Annotated in this window: 21 protein-coding genes; 10 read left to right on the top strand and 11 right to left on the bottom strand. The window is 62.8% G+C overall.

Annotation, left to right across the window (positions count from 1 at the left end; genetic code table 11):
• The first annotated feature begins 103 nt into the window (after positions 1-103).
• The 4 genes from NKH04_RS11750 to NKH04_RS11735 all read left to right on the top strand — a co-directional run bounded on the left by NKH04_RS11750 (position 104) and on the right by NKH04_RS11735 (position 6413).
• The gene (locus NKH04_RS11750; RefSeq protein ID WP_352922863.1) at positions 104-994 is read left to right on the top strand and encodes an SH3 domain-containing protein; all 891 of its coding nucleotides are present in this window, start codon (positions 104-106) and stop codon (positions 992-994) included.
• Between the two features lie 257 nt (positions 995-1251).
• On the top strand, positions 1252-4755 hold the full coding sequence (carB, locus tag NKH04_RS11745) for a carbamoyl-phosphate synthase large subunit (protein WP_352923658.1): 3504 nt from the start codon (positions 1252-1254) through the stop codon (positions 4753-4755).
• Between the two features lie 478 nt (positions 4756-5233).
• Complete coding sequence (locus NKH04_RS11740; RefSeq protein WP_352923660.1) at positions 5234-5497, top strand: HTH domain-containing protein; 264 nt, start codon at positions 5234-5236, stop codon at positions 5495-5497.
• Between the two features lie 313 nt (positions 5498-5810).
• On the top strand, positions 5811-6413 hold the full coding sequence (locus tag NKH04_RS11735; protein ID WP_352923662.1) for a hypothetical protein: 603 nt from the start codon (positions 5811-5813) through the stop codon (positions 6411-6413).
• Here the strand turns inward: NKH04_RS11735 and NKH04_RS11730 are convergent.
• The 5 genes from NKH04_RS11730 to NKH04_RS11710 form a co-directional block, all read right to left on the bottom strand.
• Positions 6400-6681: a hypothetical protein gene (locus NKH04_RS11730; RefSeq protein WP_352923665.1), complete on the bottom strand. Its 282-nt coding sequence runs from the start codon at positions 6679-6681 to the stop codon at positions 6400-6402. The two genes, NKH04_RS11735 and NKH04_RS11730, sit on opposite strands and share 14 nt — an antisense overlap.
• A 302-nt stretch (positions 6682-6983) precedes the next feature.
• Positions 6984-7448 (bottom strand): DUF6644 family protein, encoded by a 465-nt coding sequence (locus NKH04_RS11725; protein ID WP_352923667.1) that lies wholly within the window; start codon positions 7446-7448, stop codon positions 6984-6986.
• Complete coding sequence (locus NKH04_RS11720; protein ID WP_352772968.1) at positions 7449-7832, bottom strand: DUF6152 family protein; 384 nt, start codon at positions 7830-7832, stop codon at positions 7449-7451.
• A gap of 286 nt (positions 7833-8118) precedes the next feature.
• Complete coding sequence (locus NKH04_RS11715) at positions 8119-8607, bottom strand: GNAT family N-acetyltransferase (RefSeq protein WP_352969019.1); 489 nt, start codon at positions 8605-8607, stop codon at positions 8119-8121.
• Complete coding sequence (locus tag NKH04_RS11710; RefSeq protein WP_353044353.1) at positions 8600-9340, bottom strand: transglycosylase SLT domain-containing protein; 741 nt, start codon at positions 9338-9340, stop codon at positions 8600-8602. Before NKH04_RS11710 ends, NKH04_RS11715 begins: the two co-directional genes overlap by 8 nt.
• Positions 9341-9583: 243 nt before the next feature.
• On the opposite strand from NKH04_RS11710, the gene NKH04_RS11705 reads away from it, so the two are divergent.
• Positions 9584-10153 carry a methylated-DNA--[protein]-cysteine S-methyltransferase gene (locus NKH04_RS11705; protein ID WP_352923675.1) on the top strand — a complete coding sequence of 190 codons (570 nt, stop codon included), beginning with the start codon at positions 9584-9586 and terminating at the stop codon, positions 10151-10153.
• Between the two features lie 52 nt (positions 10154-10205).
• Here the strand turns inward: NKH04_RS11705 and NKH04_RS11700 are convergent, their stop codons facing one another.
• The gene (locus NKH04_RS11700) at positions 10206-10532 is read right to left on the bottom strand and encodes a hypothetical protein (RefSeq protein ID WP_352772958.1); all 327 of its coding nucleotides are present in this window, start codon (positions 10530-10532) and stop codon (positions 10206-10208) included.
• Positions 10533-10831: 299 nt separating this feature from the next.
• Between NKH04_RS11700 and NKH04_RS11695 the strand changes: the two genes are divergently transcribed.
• The 3 genes from NKH04_RS11695 (at position 10832) to NKH04_RS11685 (ending at position 11772) form a co-directional block, all read left to right on the top strand.
• Positions 10832-11044, top strand: coding sequence for a cold-shock protein (locus tag NKH04_RS11695; protein WP_023678332.1), 213 nt, complete (start codon positions 10832-10834; stop codon positions 11042-11044).
• Between the two features lie 276 nt (positions 11045-11320).
• Positions 11321-11521, top strand: a complete 201-nt coding sequence (locus tag NKH04_RS11690) for a hypothetical protein (protein ID WP_352475039.1) — start codon at positions 11321-11323, stop codon at positions 11519-11521.
• On the top strand, positions 11518-11772 hold the full coding sequence (locus tag NKH04_RS11685; protein ID WP_352616729.1) for a type II toxin-antitoxin system RelE family toxin: 255 nt from the start codon (positions 11518-11520) through the stop codon (positions 11770-11772). The genes NKH04_RS11690 and NKH04_RS11685 overlap by 4 nt, the downstream gene beginning before the upstream one ends.
• 79 nt (positions 11773-11851) lie before the next feature.
• Here the strand turns inward: NKH04_RS11685 and NKH04_RS11680 are convergent, their stop codons facing one another.
• The 3 genes from NKH04_RS11680 to NKH04_RS11670 form a co-directional block, all read right to left on the bottom strand.
• The gene (locus NKH04_RS11680) at positions 11852-12460 is read right to left on the bottom strand and encodes a glutathione S-transferase family protein (protein ID WP_352705351.1); all 609 of its coding nucleotides are present in this window, start codon (positions 12458-12460) and stop codon (positions 11852-11854) included.
• A gap of 262 nt (positions 12461-12722) precedes the next feature.
• Positions 12723-13559 carry an EAL domain-containing protein gene (locus tag NKH04_RS11675; RefSeq protein ID WP_352923687.1) on the bottom strand — a complete coding sequence of 279 codons (837 nt, stop codon included), beginning with the start codon at positions 13557-13559 and terminating at the stop codon, positions 12723-12725.
• Positions 13560-13573: 14 nt separating this feature from the next.
• Positions 13574-14467, bottom strand: a complete 894-nt coding sequence (locus NKH04_RS11670; RefSeq protein ID WP_352774799.1) for an EAL domain-containing protein — start codon at positions 14465-14467, stop codon at positions 13574-13576.
• A 202-nt stretch (positions 14468-14669) separates the two neighbouring features.
• Between NKH04_RS11670 and NKH04_RS11665 the strand changes: the two genes are divergently transcribed.
• Positions 14670-15872 (top strand): pyridoxal phosphate-dependent aminotransferase, encoded by a 1203-nt coding sequence (locus NKH04_RS11665; RefSeq protein ID WP_352923682.1) that lies wholly within the window; start codon positions 14670-14672, stop codon positions 15870-15872.
• A gap of 6 nt (positions 15873-15878) precedes the next feature.
• On the opposite strand, the gene NKH04_RS11660 is transcribed toward NKH04_RS11665, so the two are convergent.
• Together NKH04_RS11660 and NKH04_RS11655 are read right to left on the bottom strand one after the other, a co-directional pair.
• Positions 15879-16274: a (R)-mandelonitrile lyase gene (locus tag NKH04_RS11660; RefSeq protein WP_352683825.1), complete on the bottom strand. Its 396-nt coding sequence runs from the start codon at positions 16272-16274 to the stop codon at positions 15879-15881.
• A 30-nt stretch (positions 16275-16304) separates the two neighbouring features.
• Entirely contained in the window at positions 16305-16904 is a 600-nt protein-coding gene (locus tag NKH04_RS11655; RefSeq protein WP_352923679.1) for a methyltransferase family protein, read from the bottom strand.
• Between the two features lie 144 nt (positions 16905-17048).
• Here NKH04_RS11655 and NKH04_RS11650 point away from each other — a divergent pair, with 144 nt between their 5' ends.
• Positions 17049-17915, top strand: a complete 867-nt coding sequence (locus NKH04_RS11650) for an alpha/beta fold hydrolase (RefSeq protein ID WP_352475048.1) — start codon at positions 17049-17051, stop codon at positions 17913-17915.
• Positions 17916-18050 lie beyond the last annotated feature (135 nt).

The following is an 18050-nucleotide window of genomic DNA, read 5'->3' as shown; positions in this document are numbered from 1 at the left end:
GTGCGATGGCGCTTTCGTGCCTGGCCGCGCCTTCGGCAATTGAACCTACCGCCCATGGCAGATGATTAGGCGCACAGTAACACTCCCGACGACGCTGCTTGCGGTGATTGCCGCTCCGCTGATCCTGGCGGAGTTGCCGGCCAACGGCCAGGAGCCGGAGCCCATCGTCTCGATTGTGACGGGTCTCGCTCCGGATGACCTCCTGAACGTGCGCGCCACGGCGTCGGCCATGGGCAAGATCGAGGCGCGGCTGCCGAGTGGTTCGAGCGTGAAAAATCTCGGCTGCGGCGACGTCAGCGGCTACAAATGGTGCAAGGTTGAAGACATTGATGACCCGAAGATGAGCGGATGGGCGCCCGCACGCTACCTCGACCCTATCAATCCCCGGCAAGTGACACCGCAGGTGGCGGCCAGTGCGGAGAACCCTGCGCCTCAGCCGCTGCCCGACCTGACAACGCGCCTCGGCGCGACCGCTCCCGAAACGCCGCTGAATTCCCCTGACGCGATCGGCAGGGTGGCGATCGAGGATGCTTACCGCCTGGCCCTGGCCGGTGGAAACCCCACGACTGGACAGGTTGATGGATCGCCGCCCGCGGCATTGGGTCCCGTCCAGAATTTCGGCGCGGCCAACGCGGCGCCCCCGGCCGACGCACAGACCGTTGCGCGGCTTCAGCCGCCGGGGACACCGGTACCCGGTGCCGGCGACGCCATCCCCTGTGCGCGCTATCTCGGCCAGCCGATGACCAGCTGCAAGGCAGGCGTGGTGCGCACCGGCGACAAGACCGACGTGACCGTGACCTGGCCCGATGGCGGCACGCGCATCATCAGCTTCAAGGCCGGCAAGCCGGCCGGTGCGGACGCACCCGGCGAATTCCGCTTCACCCGCGAAGGCAGCCTGAACATGATCCGCGTCGGCGTTTCCGAACGCTTCGAGATTACGGACCAGTTGGCGCTGGGGGATAGTGATAAGGGGAATAAGGCAGTAGGGCAGTAGGGCAATATGTTTAAAGGGCGCTCGAACCTCTGCCCTACTGCCCTACTGCCCTACAGCCCTACTGCCCTACTGCCCTACTGCCCTACTGCCCTACTGCCCTACTGCCCTACTGCCCTACTGCCATTTTAGGGGGTTACATCCGGCAAAACTCTTCCCTATAAGGCCCTCCTAGCCTGATACCAGAATCGCGAGCACAACCGGCCGGGTCATCCCGTCCGGCTTTTTGTGCAAGCCGCCCGCCGAAACGGACCCTCGACATGCCAAGACGCACCGACATCAAGTCGATCCTGATCATCGGGGCCGGCCCCATCGTCATCGGTCAGGCCTGCGAATTCGACTATTCCGGCACCCAGGCCTGCAAGGCGCTGAAGGAAGAGGGTTTTCGCGTTATCCTGGTCAATTCCAATCCGGCCACCATCATGACCGATCCGGAGCTGGCCGACGCCACGTACATCGAGCCGATCACGCCCGAAGTGGTGGCCAAGATCATCGCCAAGGAGCGGCCGGACGCGCTGCTGCCGACCATGGGCGGCCAGACCGCGCTCAACACCGCTCTGTCGCTGCGCCGCATGGGCGTGCTCGACCGCTATCAGGTCGAGATGATCGGCGCCGACGCCACCGCAATCGACAAGGCCGAGGACCGCGCGCTGTTTCGCGAGGCGATGAACAGGATCGGCCTGGAAACGCCGAAGTCGATGCTGGCCAACGCCACCGACGTCAAGAATGCCGACCGCAAGACGCACGAGGCCGAGCGCGCCGCGCTGAAGGCCGAGAAGCCCGAAAATCTCGACGCCGCGCTCGATGCTCTGGAAACGCGCTGGAACCTCGGCGAAGGCGACCGCAAGCAGCGCTATATCAGCCATGCCATGGCGATTGCAGCACAAGCGCTCGACCATGTCGGCCTGCCCGCCATCATCCGCCCGTCCTTCACCATGGGCGGCACCGGCGGCGGCATCGCCTACAACCGCGCCGAATTCTTCGAGATCGTCCAGTCCGGCCTCGATGCCTCGCCGACCACCGAAGTGCTGATCGAGGAGAGCGTGCTCGGCTGGAAGGAGTATGAGATGGAGGTTGTCCGCGACAAAGCCGACAACTGCATCATCGTCTGCTCGATCGAGAACATCGACCCGATGGGCGTGCATACGGGCGATTCGATCACCGTCGCCCCTGCGCTGACGCTGACCGACAAGGAATACCAGATGATGCGCAACGCCTCGATCGCGGTGCTGCGCGAGATCGGCGTCGAGACCGGCGGCTCCAACGTGCAGTTCGCCGTCAACCCGGCCGACGGCCGCCTGGTGGTGATCGAGATGAACCCGCGCGTCTCGCGCTCGTCGGCGCTGGCCTCCAAGGCGACCGGTTTTCCGATCGCCAAGATCGCCGCCAAGCTCGCCGTCGGCTACACGCTGGACGAGCTCGAGAACGACATCACCGGCGGAGCAACGCCGGCCTCGTTCGAGCCGAGCATCGACTATGTCGTGACAAAAATCCCGCGCTTTGCCTTCGAGAAGTTTCCCGGCGCCGAGCCAGTGCTGACCACCTCGATGAAGTCGGTCGGCGAGGTCATGGCCATCGGCCGCACCTTCCGGGAATCGCTGCAGAAGGCGCTGCGCGGGCTGGAGACCGGCCTGACCGGTCTGGACGAGATCGAGATCCCCGGCATCGGCCATGGGACGACAGCTGCCAGCCACGTCGACGACCGCAACGCCATCCGCGCCGCCTTGGGCACGCCGACGCCGGACCGGCTGCGCATGGTGGCGCAAGCGATCCGCATGGGCACTTCGCTCGAAGACGTGCACGCGATGTGCAAGATCGACCCGTGGTTCCTCGAACAGATCGCCGGCATTCTCGACATGGAAGCCCGCATCCGCGAGCACGGAATTCCCGAGGACGCCGCCAATCTGCGCATGCTGAAGGCGATGGGTTTTTCGGACGCCCGCCTCGCCTCCCTGGTCAGGAAGGATGTCGAAGAGATCCAGAAGATACGCGACAAGCTCGACGTTCATCCGGTTTACAAGCGCATCGACACCTGCGCCGCCGAATTCGCCTCGCCCACCGCCTACATGTATTCGACCTATGAGGTGCCGTTTGCCGGCGCGCTCGCCAACGAGGCGCAGGTCTCGTCGCGCAAGAAGGTCGTCATCCTCGGCGGCGGCCCCAACCGCATCGGCCAGGGCATCGAGTTCGACTATTGCTGCTGCCATGCCGCTTTTGCGCTGCGCGACGCCGGCTTCGAGGCGATCATGATCAACTGCAATCCCGAGACCGTGTCGACCGACTACGACACCTCCGACCGGCTCTATTTCGAGCCGCTCACGCCGGAGGACGTGTTGGAGATCCTGCGCGCCGAGCAGGCGTCCGGCGAGCTCGTCGGCGTCATCGTCCAGTTCGGCGGCCAGACGCCGCTGAAGCTGGCGGATGCGCTGGAGAAGGCCGGCATCCCGATCCTCGGCACCTCGCCCGACATGATCGATCTGGCCGAGGACCGCGACCGCTTCCAGAAGCTGCTGCACAAGCTCGGCCTCAGCCAGCCGAAGAACGGCATCGCCTATTCGGTCGAGCAGGCCCGCCTCGTCGCCGGCGAGCTCGGCTTCCCGCTGGTGGTGCGCCCGTCCTATGTGCTCGGCGGCCGCGCCATGCAGATCATCCACGACGAGAGCATGCTGCAATCCTATCTGCTCGACACCGTGCCCGGCCTGGTGCCGGAGGACATCAAGCAGAAATACCCCAACGACAAGACCGGCCAGATCAACACGCTGCTCGGCAAGAACCCGCTTCTGTTCGATACCTATCTGTCGGGCGCCATCGAGGTCGACGTCGATTGCCTTTGCGACGGCAGGTCGACCTACGTCTCCGGCATATTGGAGCACATCGAGGAGGCCGGCATCCATTCGGGCGACTCGGCCTGTTCGCTGCCGGTGCACTCGCTGCCCTCCGAGCTGGTCGACGAGCTGGAGCGCCAGACGGCAGCACTTGCCCGCGCGCTCAATGTCGGCGGGCTGATGAACGTGCAGTACGCGATCAAGGACGGCACCGTCTATGTGCTGGAGGTCAACCCGCGGGCGTCGCGCACCGTGCCCTTCGTCGCCAAGACCATCGGCCGGCCGATCGCGAAGATTGCTGCCCGCATCATGGCCGGCGAAAGCCTGGAAGACGCCTTCGCCCATTACGGCGCCATGCCCGACCCGCGCAATCCCGGCCACATCGCGGTCAAGGAAGCGGTGTTCCCGTTCGCCCGCTTCCCCGGCGTCGACATATTACTCGGCCCGGAAATGCGCTCGACCGGCGAGGTCATGGGCCTCGACCGCGACTTCGCGCTGGCCTTCGCCAAGAGCCAGCTCGGGGCGGGTGTTGATCTCCCCCGCGCGGGCACGCTGTTCGTCTCGGTGCGCGACGAGGACAAGAAGGGCATATTGCCGGCAGTGAAGCGCCTTGCCGGCCAGGGTTTTAAAGTGCTCGCCACCTCCGGCACCGCCCGCTTCCTCGCCGAAAACGGCGTCGCGGCGGAGAAGATAAACAAGGTGCTGGAAGGCCGCCCGCACATCGAGGACGCCATCCGCAACCGCCAGGTGCAGATCGTCTTCAACACCACGGACGGCCAGAAGGCGGTGTCGGACTCAAAATCGCTGCGCCGCGCGACGCTGATGCAGAAGGTGCCGTATTACACCACGCTCTCGGGGGCCGCCGCGGTGGCCGAGGCGATTGCCGCGCTGAAGGCGGGGAGCTTGGAAGTGAGGCCGCTGCAGGAGTACTTCGCGTAGGCGATTAGCCAATCTCCCTCCTTGTGGGGGAGATGGCCGGCAGGCCAGAGGGGGGCGCTGTCCCGCTGACGCTTAGCTCTTAAAATAGAGTGCGTCGTTCTGACGCATCTTGCTGACCCTCATTCAGGACTCGTTAACTATGACTCGCCCGACTTTTGTTGGGTGAAGCAGCTACTGCGCGTAGCAAGGGCTATGCCAACCACCTTTTGAGGCAAGAAACCGCAAGGACTCGTTAACTATGACTCGAGTCCACTTTTATCTTGCAACTACATCAGACTTGACATAAGATCTGACCATGGCTTCGCTACATGAACTCCTCGCTCGAAGGCACAGAGAGCTGATCAGAGCGCTCGCGGAAACGCGACGTCGGCTAGCGTCCATCGAGGAGGAGATTGATCAAATCGAAAGGGCTGCGACAGCAGCAAATGTAAATCTTGCGACTTCTGAGGAATTGGCAGAAAGGCAGGCGCCTCCCACTATGAAGGAAGCCGCTGTCCAAGTCCTCAGAGAAGCAACAGGTGGGCTGACTACAAACGAACTGCTGGAAATCATCAACAACAAGCTTGGCACAACTTTCGCCAGATCTAGCCTAAGCCCACAACTATCACGGCTAAAGGGCGATGGAATCCTCTACAGAGAAGAAGATGGTCGCTGGATATTGGCGTCTGATCCTAGCTTGAACGAGAATGGGGCATCCGAAGATGCCCCAGAACACGCCGATCGTAAAAGATCGCAGTCCTAGCGATCGGCTTTCCACGTACGCGAAGGAGGCCTCACATGCAGCCGCCATAAACAAATCCTGGCTACGCGTGATTTGATCATTCATAGCCAGCAACCGGGGAGCCCGGCAGTGGTGATGCGCGTTCCAATCCTCGCATCACCACACTAATTGATGCACACCATATGGTCAACGCTGCTCGCCTGCCCCGAAAATCCTACTCAGCTAGCTGTGGCGCGTCCAGAACCGAGGGCGAGTCAAATTGACTCACCCCCGGTTTTTACGACTTATTAACCATGTGATTCCATTAATATTTCTTCCGTTCAGGAGCAATTTTATGGACGCAACTTATAATTTGAATGGTGGCTTCAAGCCCACCATGAAGCGTTTCGCCGACCTGAACGGCCCAGACTATTTCCCTACGCCAAGATGGGCCACGCATGCTCTTATAGAAAACGAGAAATTCGTTGGTGAGATATGGGAATGCGCTTGCGGCGACGGGGCAATGTCTCGGGTCTTAGAAAGCCGCGGCAACCCGGTTCGCAGTTCCGATCTGTTCAACCGAGGCTTCGGCAAAGCAGGCGTTGACTTCAACACTGCGACGACCCCTGCAGATAATATCGTGACCAATCCGCCCTATAACAGCGCGGAGAGCTTCGTCCGCTCCGGAGTAAGGCTTGCGCGGAACAAGTTCGCGTTGCTCCTCAGGCTGGCCTTTCTGGAGGGTGCGAACCGCGCGAATACAATCTTCGCGGAATGCCCGCCATCAAGGGTATGGGTATTCAGCGAGCGGATTACATTTTACCCGGCCGGAGCCGTGCAAGCGGGCTCCGGCACGACCGCTTATGCTTGGTTCGTTTGGGACAAACGCGCGCCTGGCATCACAGAACTGAAATGGTTCCAGCCTGGTTATAAGCAAAAATTCTCTAAGGTCGCCTGAAACCATCCTTAATGGCAATAAGATGCCCGTCATAGATTAGATTACCGGGACTGTCCTTGTGAGATTTTATGTTGCGGACTATCTGAGAAAAGCGATCGTCGTTTCGACCATTTAGTTGTTCTTCATCCTCAGCGCTAAGTGGTATTCTATTTCGTAATTCTGCTATCAGTTTGGTAGTGGTAATTTCACGATGCGGTTCAGCATCAATGATCGCGATTACGTCTGACCCAATATCTGCTTCCCCAATTCTGCCCGGTTTCTTTGCCATCTATTCCCTCCCATGTTTAGCCGAGAATGCCTCCGATGTCGGCTGGACACAAGTACTTGCATCAAGGAACAATTCGCTAGCAGGATCGAAGTGCAAAGCGTGTTTCAAACTTGCTTAGCTTCAGCAGAGTGGGAGGCGACGCTCCCCCCTCACGCCACCGCGACACTCGATCTCAATATCGAACTCCATCGGCCATGAAGCCGGCGGCACGAAGCTGCGCGCCGGCGGGGATCACGCTGACACCGCTGCGTTCGCTGCGCACCCATCTCGCGCCTCAAGGAACGCCAGCGCCAACCCTCACCTCAGCCGAGAAATCCAATAAACCGTCCCGCGAAAAGCACGGCCGTCCACAGCATCAGCGAGAGCACAGCCAGCATGGTCGCGGCCCCATCGACCGGCTCCTCACCGCCTTTTGCGCGCCGCATGAAGGCGAGGAAGTTGGCGCCGGCAAGCAGGATGAGCCCCATCTTGGCGAGGAAGATTGGCATCGCCGCATACTCGCTCGCCCTGACTGAAAAGAGCAGCGACCCCGTGACAAGCGCACCGCCGAACGCGGCAAATGCGGTACGGCGCAGCAGCGCCACGAACGCCGTCTGCGGCAGCGAGCGGAAGGCGCCGAGGATCCTGAGATCCATGAGCCAGACGCTGGTGAGCAGCGCGCCGATCGACATAATGTGCAGTGCATTGATGATGGGGTAGGCGACGAACGAGGCCTTTAGTCCCCGCACCATAGCGAGCTGCTCGATGCCGGCAAAAAACCCGTCCATTCAGGCCGGCGGCACGCGGTCGGGATAGACATCATAGGTTTTGCCGCCGACGATGACGCGCACTGCCTTCATGCGTTTTTCGTTTTCGTCGCGCGAGCGGTTGCCGATCGCGGTCACTTCGTCGCCGATCTTGGCGACCTCCTCGGTAAAGCCGGCGGCGATCGTGCGGGACGGCGTCGCCATCTCCACCCGCCAGGCCTCTCCCTCGGCATCGACGTCCAGCGTGGCGTGCGGATTGCCGATATAGATGGCCGTGATCTTGCCCTTGAGTTCGAAAAATCCGTCCTGCGTCCACGACCAGCCGTGATGGGCATAGGCTGCGGTGGCGGCGGCAAGGATCACCGCCGCTGCCAGCATGACGCTTCGGTTGAAAGGTGACTGCATCGCTCGTCTCCTCGGTTCGGCATTAGAGGGTAGGTCAGCGCGCGGCAGCGTCAAATCACATGAGGTGTGCGCTGCCCCTCATTGCCCTGCCGGGCATTTCTCCCCGTATAGTGACGGGGAGAAAGGTGCCTTCGCCAAGGATTTCGCCAATCTCCAGAGTTGAAGAAAGGGAGCTGAGTTTGCCGCCAGCCCCCTTCTCCCCGTCCCTCTACGGGGAGAAGATGCCGGCAGGCAGATGAGGGGCGGCGCCGACTTCTACGATCGAGCGCCCGCTTGCCCCGACCCCTCACCCCGCCCAATCGACTTCGAACATCCCCAGCCGTTCGTAGAGCCTGACCGCAGCCGCGTTCTCCACCGTATTGGTCTTGAGATCGACATGCGCCGCGCCCCTTGCCTGAAACACCGCAAACGCGTGGCGCATCAGCGCCTCGGCGATGCCCTTGCCGCGTGCCTCGGGGTGGACGGCAAGGTCCTTGACGAAAGCCCGCGTCCAGCAGAGCGCCGCGCCCGCCAGCCGGCCCTTGCCGTCGATGACCAGGAAACACAAAGCTGGGTCGAATTCCGCATCAGCCGAAATGCGCGGCCACCATTCGTCGAACGGCCCGTCGGCGCCGTCGTCGAACACCGCGGTCAACAGCGTATGCAAAGCGAGTGCATCGGCGGCTTCGAAGCCGCGCATGAAAAAACCTTCGGGCCAGCGCGGCGCCAGAAGCGTGTCGTCGAAGATCTTGCGCAGGCGGATGTCGTTTGGCGCCGGTGGGCGCGGCTCAGGCATCGGGCTGCATGCGGCGGCGCAGGCTATCGCTGCCGAGGCCGGTTTCGCCCAACAGGCCTTTGCGCTTGGCGTCGTAATAATAGCCGCTCTGGTAGAGCCGGTCGGCGCGCTTAGGGTTGCCGCCTGAGACCAGCCAGGCGCCGCGCAGATATTTCACCGCATATTTCAAATTGGTCTCGGCATCGAACAGGCCGCTTGCCGGCCCGTCATAGCCCATGCCGCGCGCCGTCGCGTGCTTGATCTGCATCAGCCCCCAATGGCCGTGATTGTAGGCTTTCGGGTTGAACGTGCTCTCGCGGTTGACGACGCTGCGCACCAGATCGACCGGCACCTGATAAAGCGCGGAATATTTCTCGATCAGCCGCTCGATCTCGCTGCGGCCGCCGGCGTTGGACTGACCCTCGGTGGGGTCGGTCGCGGCCAGAGCGGCCGGGTCCTGCGGCAGCGTGTAGGAAACCGGCTGAACGCCGGGCATGGCCTCGGTCTGTTGGCTGACCGGCATGGCGACGGCTGGCGTCGCGGTAACAGGCAGGGCGTTGGCGGTCATGACGGCGGGGGTACTTGCCGCCAGCGGCGTCGGCCCGGCAAAGGCGGCGGCCGGCTCGATCGGCAGCGCCGCTGTCTGGGCGACGCCGGACGGCTCCGGCAGGACCGAAACCGTGTCAGGCAGCGCCAACGTAAAGCCGGCATCGGTATTGGCCGTATTTTCGGTGAAGGCTGGCGTCGGGGTCACCGGCGAAGTCGGGGTGCAACCGCTGAGAGCGGCCACGGCCAACACCGCCGCAAGGACGGGAAAGAGGAATTTTGCTGGCAAGCGGCGCTCGGGTCCGGTTCGTCGGGTGTTAAGAAGTCCTTACACCAGCATCTTTCCTCGGGCAATCCGCGGTAGCCGGTGGTTTTCGGGTGGCGAGCCGGGCCGCGAAATGCGATATTGTTCTGGATTTGTACTTCGAAGGATTCCGGAAAGGAGCACGCCATGCACGCCTCTCATGCCACCGCCGGCCACGCGGTCTTCGAAACCGTGCTCGGCTTCATGGGCATCGCCTGGAGCGATGCCGGACTGACCCGGCTCTGCCTGCCGCAGCGCAATCGCGACGCGGTCGAGCGCCGGCTGCTGCGCCATGCCGCCGCCGACCAGCCTGCGAAGCCCGAGCCGCAATGGGTTGCCGAGCTGATCGCGTCGATCAAGGCCTATGCCGCCGGCGAGGATATAGATTTCTCCAACGTGCCGGTCGATCTCAGCGGCGTCGACGAGTTCCGCCAGGCGATCTATGACGCGGCGCGAAAACTCGCCTTCGGCGAAACCACCACCTATGGCGAACTGGCCAAGCGCGCCGGCCATGCCGGGCTGGCGCGCGAAACCGGTGCCGCACTCGGCGCCAACCCGGTGCCGCTGGTCATCCCCTGTCACCGCATCCTTGCCGCCGGCGGCAAGATCGGCGGATTTTCCGCGGCCGGCGGCTCGGCCACCAAAGAAAAGATGCTGGCAATGGAAGGCGTACGCGTCGGCCCGCCGCCCCCGGCGCAGGTGTCGTTCGGGTTTTAGTGGTGCTGATATTCAGGCGAGGCCGGCACCCGGCGCACCATTTCGTCCCACTCTAATCCGGAAGCAGGCGCCGGCGAAAACGCCGGTCGATCTCCACCCGCTTGCATTTGTAGACGGTGCAGGAATTCGTGTCGGCGCTCGGCACCGAGGCCCGCGCCCTGACCTCGCCGATGTCGCAGAATTGCTGGCTCCGCACGTAGCGGTCGTAGAGCGCCAGCCCCGGCACGCGCGCCGATCTGTAACGCAGGATGACCGCGCCCTCGCGCGCGATCGTCGCCTGCACCTTGCCGCAGCTCATGCGGGTCGGGTCGTAGCGCGAGCCCGCCTGCGCCTCGGCGGCCACCAGCGTCAGGCAAGCGGCAAGCAGAACGATTTTCATGTCCCTCTCCCCAAAACCCGGTCGCGCCCGAAGCCGGCGCGATCCTCCCGGGTCAGGCGCGCAGCGACGACGCTCTCACGCGATTGGGGCGGCCGTTGGGCAGCGTTGCCGCCGCGCCATTTTCCGCCCCGTCTTGTTTTTTGCGCGAAGGCATATTATATGCGGTCCATTGATATTTCGGCCGATCGATCCGGGCCTCGCGATATTCGCGTTTGCTGACGTTCTATCTCCAAAATCTCGATACAAACCGGCTGGGTTTCGGCCCAGTCAAACTAAAGCAAACGTAAAGGACTATCGAAATGGCAACAGGTACGGTCAAGTGGTTTAATTCCACCAAGGGTTTCGGCTTCATTCAGCCTGACAGCGGCGGCGCGGACGTTTTCGTTCACATCTCCGCAGTCGAGCGTGCTGGACTGTCGACCCTGGTTGAAGGCCAGAAGATCAACTTCGAGATCGAGCAGGACCGCCGCACTGGCAAGTCGTCCGCTGGATCTCTGAGCAAGGCAGCCTGATTTTGCGAATGGCGCGCGCCGGGCGATAGCCCGGGGCGCGCGGCAAGTCACGGATGTACTGGCGGTCGCGCGAGAAGCGCGCCGGAGCGAAAGACCCCGACAAGCCGAAGCAGCAGATTGCTGCCGGCCCGGCCAAAGCGCTCCCGATCAGGCTACCAAGCATGGGAAGGCGGGATTTTGTCCCGCCTTTTTGCTGTCTGGATTCCAGTGAACCGCTGCCTTGGGCCTATAGTCCCACTTTGTGGTGTTTTTGGCCCAATGTGGTACTATTAATTCATGAGCAAGCTTGAACAGATTGAGAAATCCGTTGCCGAACTAAGCCCCGAAGAGCTGAGAGCGTTTGCCGCATGGTTCGAGGCGCTGCAGGCCGACATGTGGGACCGGCAGATCGAAGCCGACGCCAAGGGCGGCAGGCTGGACAAGCTTGCCGAGCAGGCCTTGGCTGATCATCGCGCCGGCCGGACCCGGCCTCTGTGAATCATTTTGCTACTCCCTCGTTTTGGGAGGCCTACGCAAAACTGCCCTCGTTAATCAGAGCAAAGGCGAACAGACGTTTCGCCAAACTGAATTCTGACCCGTTCCACCCGTCGTTGCATTTCAAACAGGTCGGGCGCTACTGGTCGGCGCGGGTTGATATCAACTACCGCGCCGTGGCTGTTCGCGACCACGATGACGTGGTCTGGTTCTGGATAGGCACCCATTCCGAATATGATCGCCTGCTGAAATAGCCGCGCGACCATTCACGTCATCGGCCGAGGGCCGCAAGCCCGACCTCCGGAGCGAGCCGCGAAGCGCCGAGAAGCGTGACTAAGGCAGCCACTCCAGCGGCACATGCCCCGGGTCGGCCTCGACCCTTTTCAGCCAGGCGGCCACCGCCGGATAGGCGTCGAGCTGAAACCCGCCCGTCTCGGCCGTGTGCGTATAGGCATAGAGCGCGATGTCGGCGACGCTGAGCGCATTGCCGGCAAAGAACGTGCTCCCGGCCAGGTGCTTGTCCATGACGCCAAGCGCCTTGTTGCCGCGCTCCAGCGTCAGCGCCAGCCGCTCGGGCGTTGCGTCCTTGGCTCTTTCGGGGAAGGTCAGCAGCGCCCTGCGCACGGCGATATAAGGCTCGTGGCTGTATTGCTCGAAGAACAGCCACTGATAGGCCAGCGCGCGTTCGTATCTGTCCGCCGGCAGAAACCGCGTGCCTTCGGCGAGATAGAGCAGGATGGCATTGGATTCGGCCAGCCGCCGGCCGTCGTCGAGTTCGAGCAGCGGCACCATGGCGTTCGGGTTTTTCGCGACATAGTCGGGCTTGCGCGTGTCGCCGGTGTGCGAGCTGACCTCGACATTGGTGAAAGCGATGCCGAGCTTGGCCATCAACAGGCGCGGCTTGTAGCAATTGCCGCTGTCGATCATTCCATAGAGTATCATCGGTGCTCCCCCTTGCTCGCAACCACCCGTCTCAGGGCTTGATCCAGCCTCTATCGCGGCAGCGGCGGCTTCATCCAGTGATTTGTTTTGGCGTAAGCATCAGCGCCGCTGATGCATTTCAGGATATATCGAGATTCAAGTCAGGCCGAGCCGAGAAGGGTGGGTTCCGAGAACCGGAGCGGAGCGTACTTTGGGTACGTGAGCACCGGAAGCGCAGGAAACCGCCGTTCGCAGGCCGGCATCACTTGAATCTCGATATATCCTAGCCGAATAGGGGGATGACGTTGTTGTCCCTGCCAAGCAGCCTGTCGATCGACAGCGGCTCCTCGTCGAACAGCGTACCGGCCAGCGCCGGCCGGGCAAGGTAAAAGCCCTGCAGCAGGTCGACGCCGCCATCCAGCGCGACGCGCAGATGCGTGGCGTTCTCGACGCCTTCGACCAGCACCTTGGCGCCACGGTCGTGCAGCGTCGAAACCAGCGGCCGGAAAAACCGCTCGGCGGCGGCATGGCGGCAGAATTCTGCGAACCAGGTGCCGTCAATCTTGACGATGTCGGGCTGCACCAGCGCTACCCTTTCTTCGGTCGAATGCCCGGTGCCGAAATCGTCGATGGCGATGCGGACGCCGTCGCGCCGCATCTCGCGCGCCAGGCTGACAAGCACCTTGTCGCCGGCCGCCTGTTCGGTGATCTCGCAGACCAGCATGCCGGGATGCAGGCCGAAATCCGCCAGATGCCTGGTCATCAGCCTGATTTCGGCCAGCGCCCGTGCGGGGTCATCGTTGATCAGCGGATTGTAATTGAAGAACAGGTCGAGCCCGTCGACGCCGATGTTGCGGAAGTTGCGCAAATGCAGCACCCGGCACATGGTTTCGACAAACAGCCGATCCGCTGCCGGCACACCTTCGAAGAAGATTTGCGGCGCCACCGGCCTGCCTGCGCGGTGCGGCTCGATCAGTCCCTCGACCGCGACGGCGGCGAGAAGCCTGCCGCGCGGCGCGAAGACCGGCTGATAGGCGCTCCTCAGCCGAAATGCGCCGTAGACGCCATATTCGATGCCGACCTCGTCGGCAAAGATCGCTTCGCCGACTTTGCGCCGCATGTCGGCCCGCCCGGTCACGATGCCACCCTGCGCCCGAAAGCCCGCATCGGCCGCCGCGAGGTCGAAACGGCCGTAGGCACTTTGTCCTTATCGGGCGACACCGCTGATGCCTGCCCGGCCTTGTCGAAGACGTGAAAGCTGGTCGGTGCAAGCTCCGGGCGTGCCAGCACGAAGCCTTGCACCATCGAGGCGCCCGACTTTTCGGCGAGCTCGAGCTGCCAGCCCGTCTCGATGCCCTCGAATACCGTACGGATGCCTTGCTCTTCGAAGCTGGTCACCATGGCGGTCAGCAAGGCGAAGCCGGCACCGGATTCCATCAGCGTCATGATCCAGTCGGCGTCGAACTTGACGATGTCTGGCCTGAGTTCCTTGATGCGATTGATGTCGGATTCGTCGGCGCCGTAATCGTCGACGGCAATGCGCAAACCATTGCCCCTGAGCGCCTCGACGAAATTGTAGAGCGTTTCCTGCGACGCAGATTTCTGTTCGGTGACCTCGCAGACGACGCGGCGCGGATCGATGTCGGCCTCGTGCAGCACCAGCCGCATTTCGCGCAGCGCCTTGTCGGCGATGCTGCGGTCGGTGAACACCGATGGATCGAAATTGATGAAGATGGAGGCGTCTCGCGGCAGGCAGGCGCCGGCGTTCAGAAGGTGCAGCGTCCGTGTCAGCGCCTCGATATGCAGGCGGTCGACCGCCGGACAGCTGTTGAAGAAACTCATTGGCGGCTGCGGCTCGCCTTCGCGGAACGGCCGGATCAGCCCCTCGAACGCGACGACGGAAAGCTTGCCCTTGTTGAAGGCGAAGATCGGCTGGAACGCGCTTTGCAGCGTATAGACCCCCCAGACACCGCTGGCGGTGCCGTCATCATGGCGGATGATATGGGCAAGCCCGATGCTGCGTGTCACGGTTCCTCGCTATGCGAGACTGGCGGACCGGCCACGGTCCTGCCGTTCAAGCTTTTACCGATCGTTGATGAATTTATTGTTGCCAGCATTGCGCGCTGGCTCATTCGACAATGCCTGCGCTGGGCTTGCGCTTGACCAGATGATGCGACATGAGAGGCGCCGCAGCGCCTTCGCCCGCCGGTCCTTTCTGGAGATATCTGTCATGGCCTTTCTTGCCGACGTCCTTTCCCGCGTAAAGCCTTCCGCGACCATCGCGGTGACGCAGAAGGCGCGCGAGCTGAAAAACGCCGGCCGCGACGTGATCGGGCTGGGCGCCGGCGAACCGGACTTCGACACCCCCGACAACATCAAGAACGCCGCGATCGAGGCCATCCGCCGAGGCGAGACGAAGTATCCGCCAGTATCCGGCATCGTGCCGCTGCGCGATGCGATCGCGAAAAAATTCAAGCGCGAGAACAATCTCGACTACCGGCCGGAGCAGACCATCGTCGGCACCGGCGGCAAGCAGATCCTGTTCAACGCTTTCATGGCGACGCTGAATCCCGGCGACGAGGTGATCATCCCGCGGCCCTACTGGGTGAGCTATCCCGAAATGGTGGCGATCTGCGGCGGCACCTCGGCCTTTGCCGACACCTCCATCGACAACGGCTTCAAGCTGACGGCGACCGTGCTGGAAAAGGCGATCACGCCGCGCACCAAATGGCTGTTGATGAACTCGCCGTCCAACCCCTCGGGCGCCGCCTATACCGAGGCGGAGCTCAAGGGCCTGGCCGACGTGCTGTTGAAGCACCCGCATGTCTGGGTGCTGACCGACGACATGTACGAGCACCTGACTTATGGCGACTTCGTCTTCAAGACCATCGCCGAGGTCGAGCCGAAGCTCTATGAGCGCACGCTGACGATGAACGGCGTGTCAAAGGCCTATGCCATGACCGGCTGGCGCATCGGCTACGCGGCAGGCCCGGTGCCGCTGATCAAGGCGATGGACATGATCCAGGGCCAGCAGACCTCCGGCGCCTGCACCATCGCCCAATGGGCGGCGGTCGAAGCGCTGAACGGCCCGCAGGATTTCATCCCGAAGAACAAGGCGATCTTCCAGGGCCGGCGCGATCTCGTCGTCTCGATGCTCAACCAGGCGCGCGGCATCACCTGCCCATCGCCGGAGGGTGCGTTCTACGTCTATCCCTCCTGTGCCCAGCTGATCGGCAGGAAGACCAAGAACGGCAAGGTGATCGACAGCGACGAAACCTTCTGCTCGGAACTGCTCGAGGCCGAGGGCGTGGCGGTTGTTTTCGGCTCGGCCTTTGGCCTCGGCCCGAACTTCCGCATCTCCTACGCCACGTCGGAGGCTCTGCTCGAAGAGGCCTGCACGCGCATCCAGCGCTTTACCGCCGCGCTGGTCTGAGACGTTTCAGCCGCCATACTGCTCGTCGTTCACCTTCTCCAGCCAATCGACATGCGCACCCTCGAGCGCCTCCTGCATGGCGATGTGGGTCATCGCCGATTTGGGCGCGGCGCCGTGCCAGTGCTTTTCGCCGGCCGCAAAGGAGATGACGTCGCCGGCCCTGATCTCCTGCAGCGGCCCGCCCCAGCTTTGCACGAGACCGGCACCGGATGTGACATAGAGCGTCTGGCCGAGCGGATGCGTGTGCCAGTGGGTGCGGGCGCCGGGCTCGAAGCTGACCAGCGTGGCTCTGAGCCGCGCCGGCGCCTCTTTCTCGATGATCGGCGTCTGCAAAACCCGGCCAGTGAAGTATTTTTCCGGCGCAACAATCGTCGGCACGCTGCCGCAGGCAATGATCTTCATCGTCGCAAATCCTCGATTCAATCCAGTGTCTTAGACCCTACCACTTTCGTCCGATGCCGGCTGCATCTCCTGCCGGCTGCGGGCAAAACGCGGCCAGAACAGACCGGTCCGCGTGCGGTAAGCGTCGTAGGCATCGGCCAACCTTGTCCGCGAAAATTTTCGCTCTTCGTCCAAGGCCGCGATCACGTAGATCGTAACGATGCCGGCGACCGGCACCACCGCCCAGACCGACCAGGTCGCGATACCCCATCCGACCCAGAAGATGATGTAGGACGTGTAGAACGGATGCCGGACATGGAGATAAGGGCCTTCGGTCACCAGGCTGTCAGGATTGTCAGGATCGAATGCGAACCGCAGCCCCGCCTTGCGGGAGACCGAGATCGCCCACCAGAACAGCGCCGAGCTTGCCAGTTCGATGGCGAGCCCGCCGATCTTCGCCGCCAATGGCTGCCGCTCGATCCACAGCAGCGCAAGAAAGAACAGCGCCGTGCCGACCACGACGGCCGAAATGATCATCGCGCCTTGAGACATGCTCGGCGACTGGAAATGCGCGCGCATCGACCAGGCATATTGGCCGAGCGTCGCGATGCTGCTGATCGAGACGAGAAGGTCGAGTGTGGATTCCATCATCAGGCTCCGGGGGTTAGCTGTGGTGGATTCGTTCATCATACCCGGCAGAAACCCAGAAATCATTTCTTAACCACCGTTCTAAACAACATGGTGACCTCGGCATGCGATGTTGACCTGGAGACAATCCCAAGGTCCAAACCAGATATGGCCGTTTCCCACCGCACGATCCGCACGCCGCAAGCGGATTTGCGCCTCAGCCAGTCGTCGGGACCCGGCATCCCGCTTGTCCTGATCCACGGCTCAGGCAGTTCGCGCGCCGTATTCGCCCGCCAGTTCGACAGCCCGTTGGCCGCTGCCCATCGGTTGATTGCTTTCGACCTGCCCGGCCATGGCGAATCGTCGGACGCCCGCGATCCGGCGACGGACTACACAATCGCCGGCCTTGCCCAATCGGCGGCCCAGCTCCTCGATGCCTTGGGCATCGGCCGCGCCGTCGTCTTCGGCTGGTCGCTTGGCGGGCACGTGGCAATCGAACTCGCGAGTTTTCACCGCGCCGTCGGCGGGCTGATGCTGACCGGCGCGCCGCCGGTATCGAAGGGTCCTTTCGGCATGCTGCGCGGCTTCCACGCGCATTGGGACATGCTGCTGGCGTCCAAAAAGACGTATTCCGAACGCGATGCCGAGCGCTTCGAGACGCTGTGTTTCGGCGACACCGCCGATCCGTCCTTTCGCCAAGCCATCCTGCGCACCGACGGCCGGCTGCGCGCCGCGGTGACGCGCGGCATGCTCACCGGCAAGGGTGCCGACCAGAGACAGGTGGTCGAGCAAGCCGCGTTTCCGGTCGCTATCGTCAATGGCGAGAACGATCCGTTCGTCCGGCTCGGCTATTTTGAGACGCTCGCCTACGGCTCGCTGTGGGAGCATTGCCACATCGTCTCCGGCGCCGGGCATGCGCCTTTCTGGGAGCGTGCGGACCTGTTCAATCCGTTGCTCGCGCGCTTTGCCGAGACGGTGGCGGTGCAGCGCGTGGACGCACCCCCGCTGGCGTCGCGCCTGACCGGCACCGGCTGAACCGGCCCCAACTTCAAATCCCTTCAACTTCAAATCCCTTGCCCTCCCGGCCTGCCCGTGGGACGATGCCCTTTGGGTAGGTGGCAAATTGAAAAAAGCCTCGCCCGCGACGGCCGACAGGCCGGCCGCCGCTCA

The organism is Mesorhizobium sp. M1365, from assembly GCF_040317865.1.
Lineage (GTDB): Bacteria > Pseudomonadota > Alphaproteobacteria > Rhizobiales > Rhizobiaceae > Mesorhizobium.
Note: the sequence above shows the minus strand (reverse complement) of the source record. Positions and strands in the feature narration are given on the sequence as shown.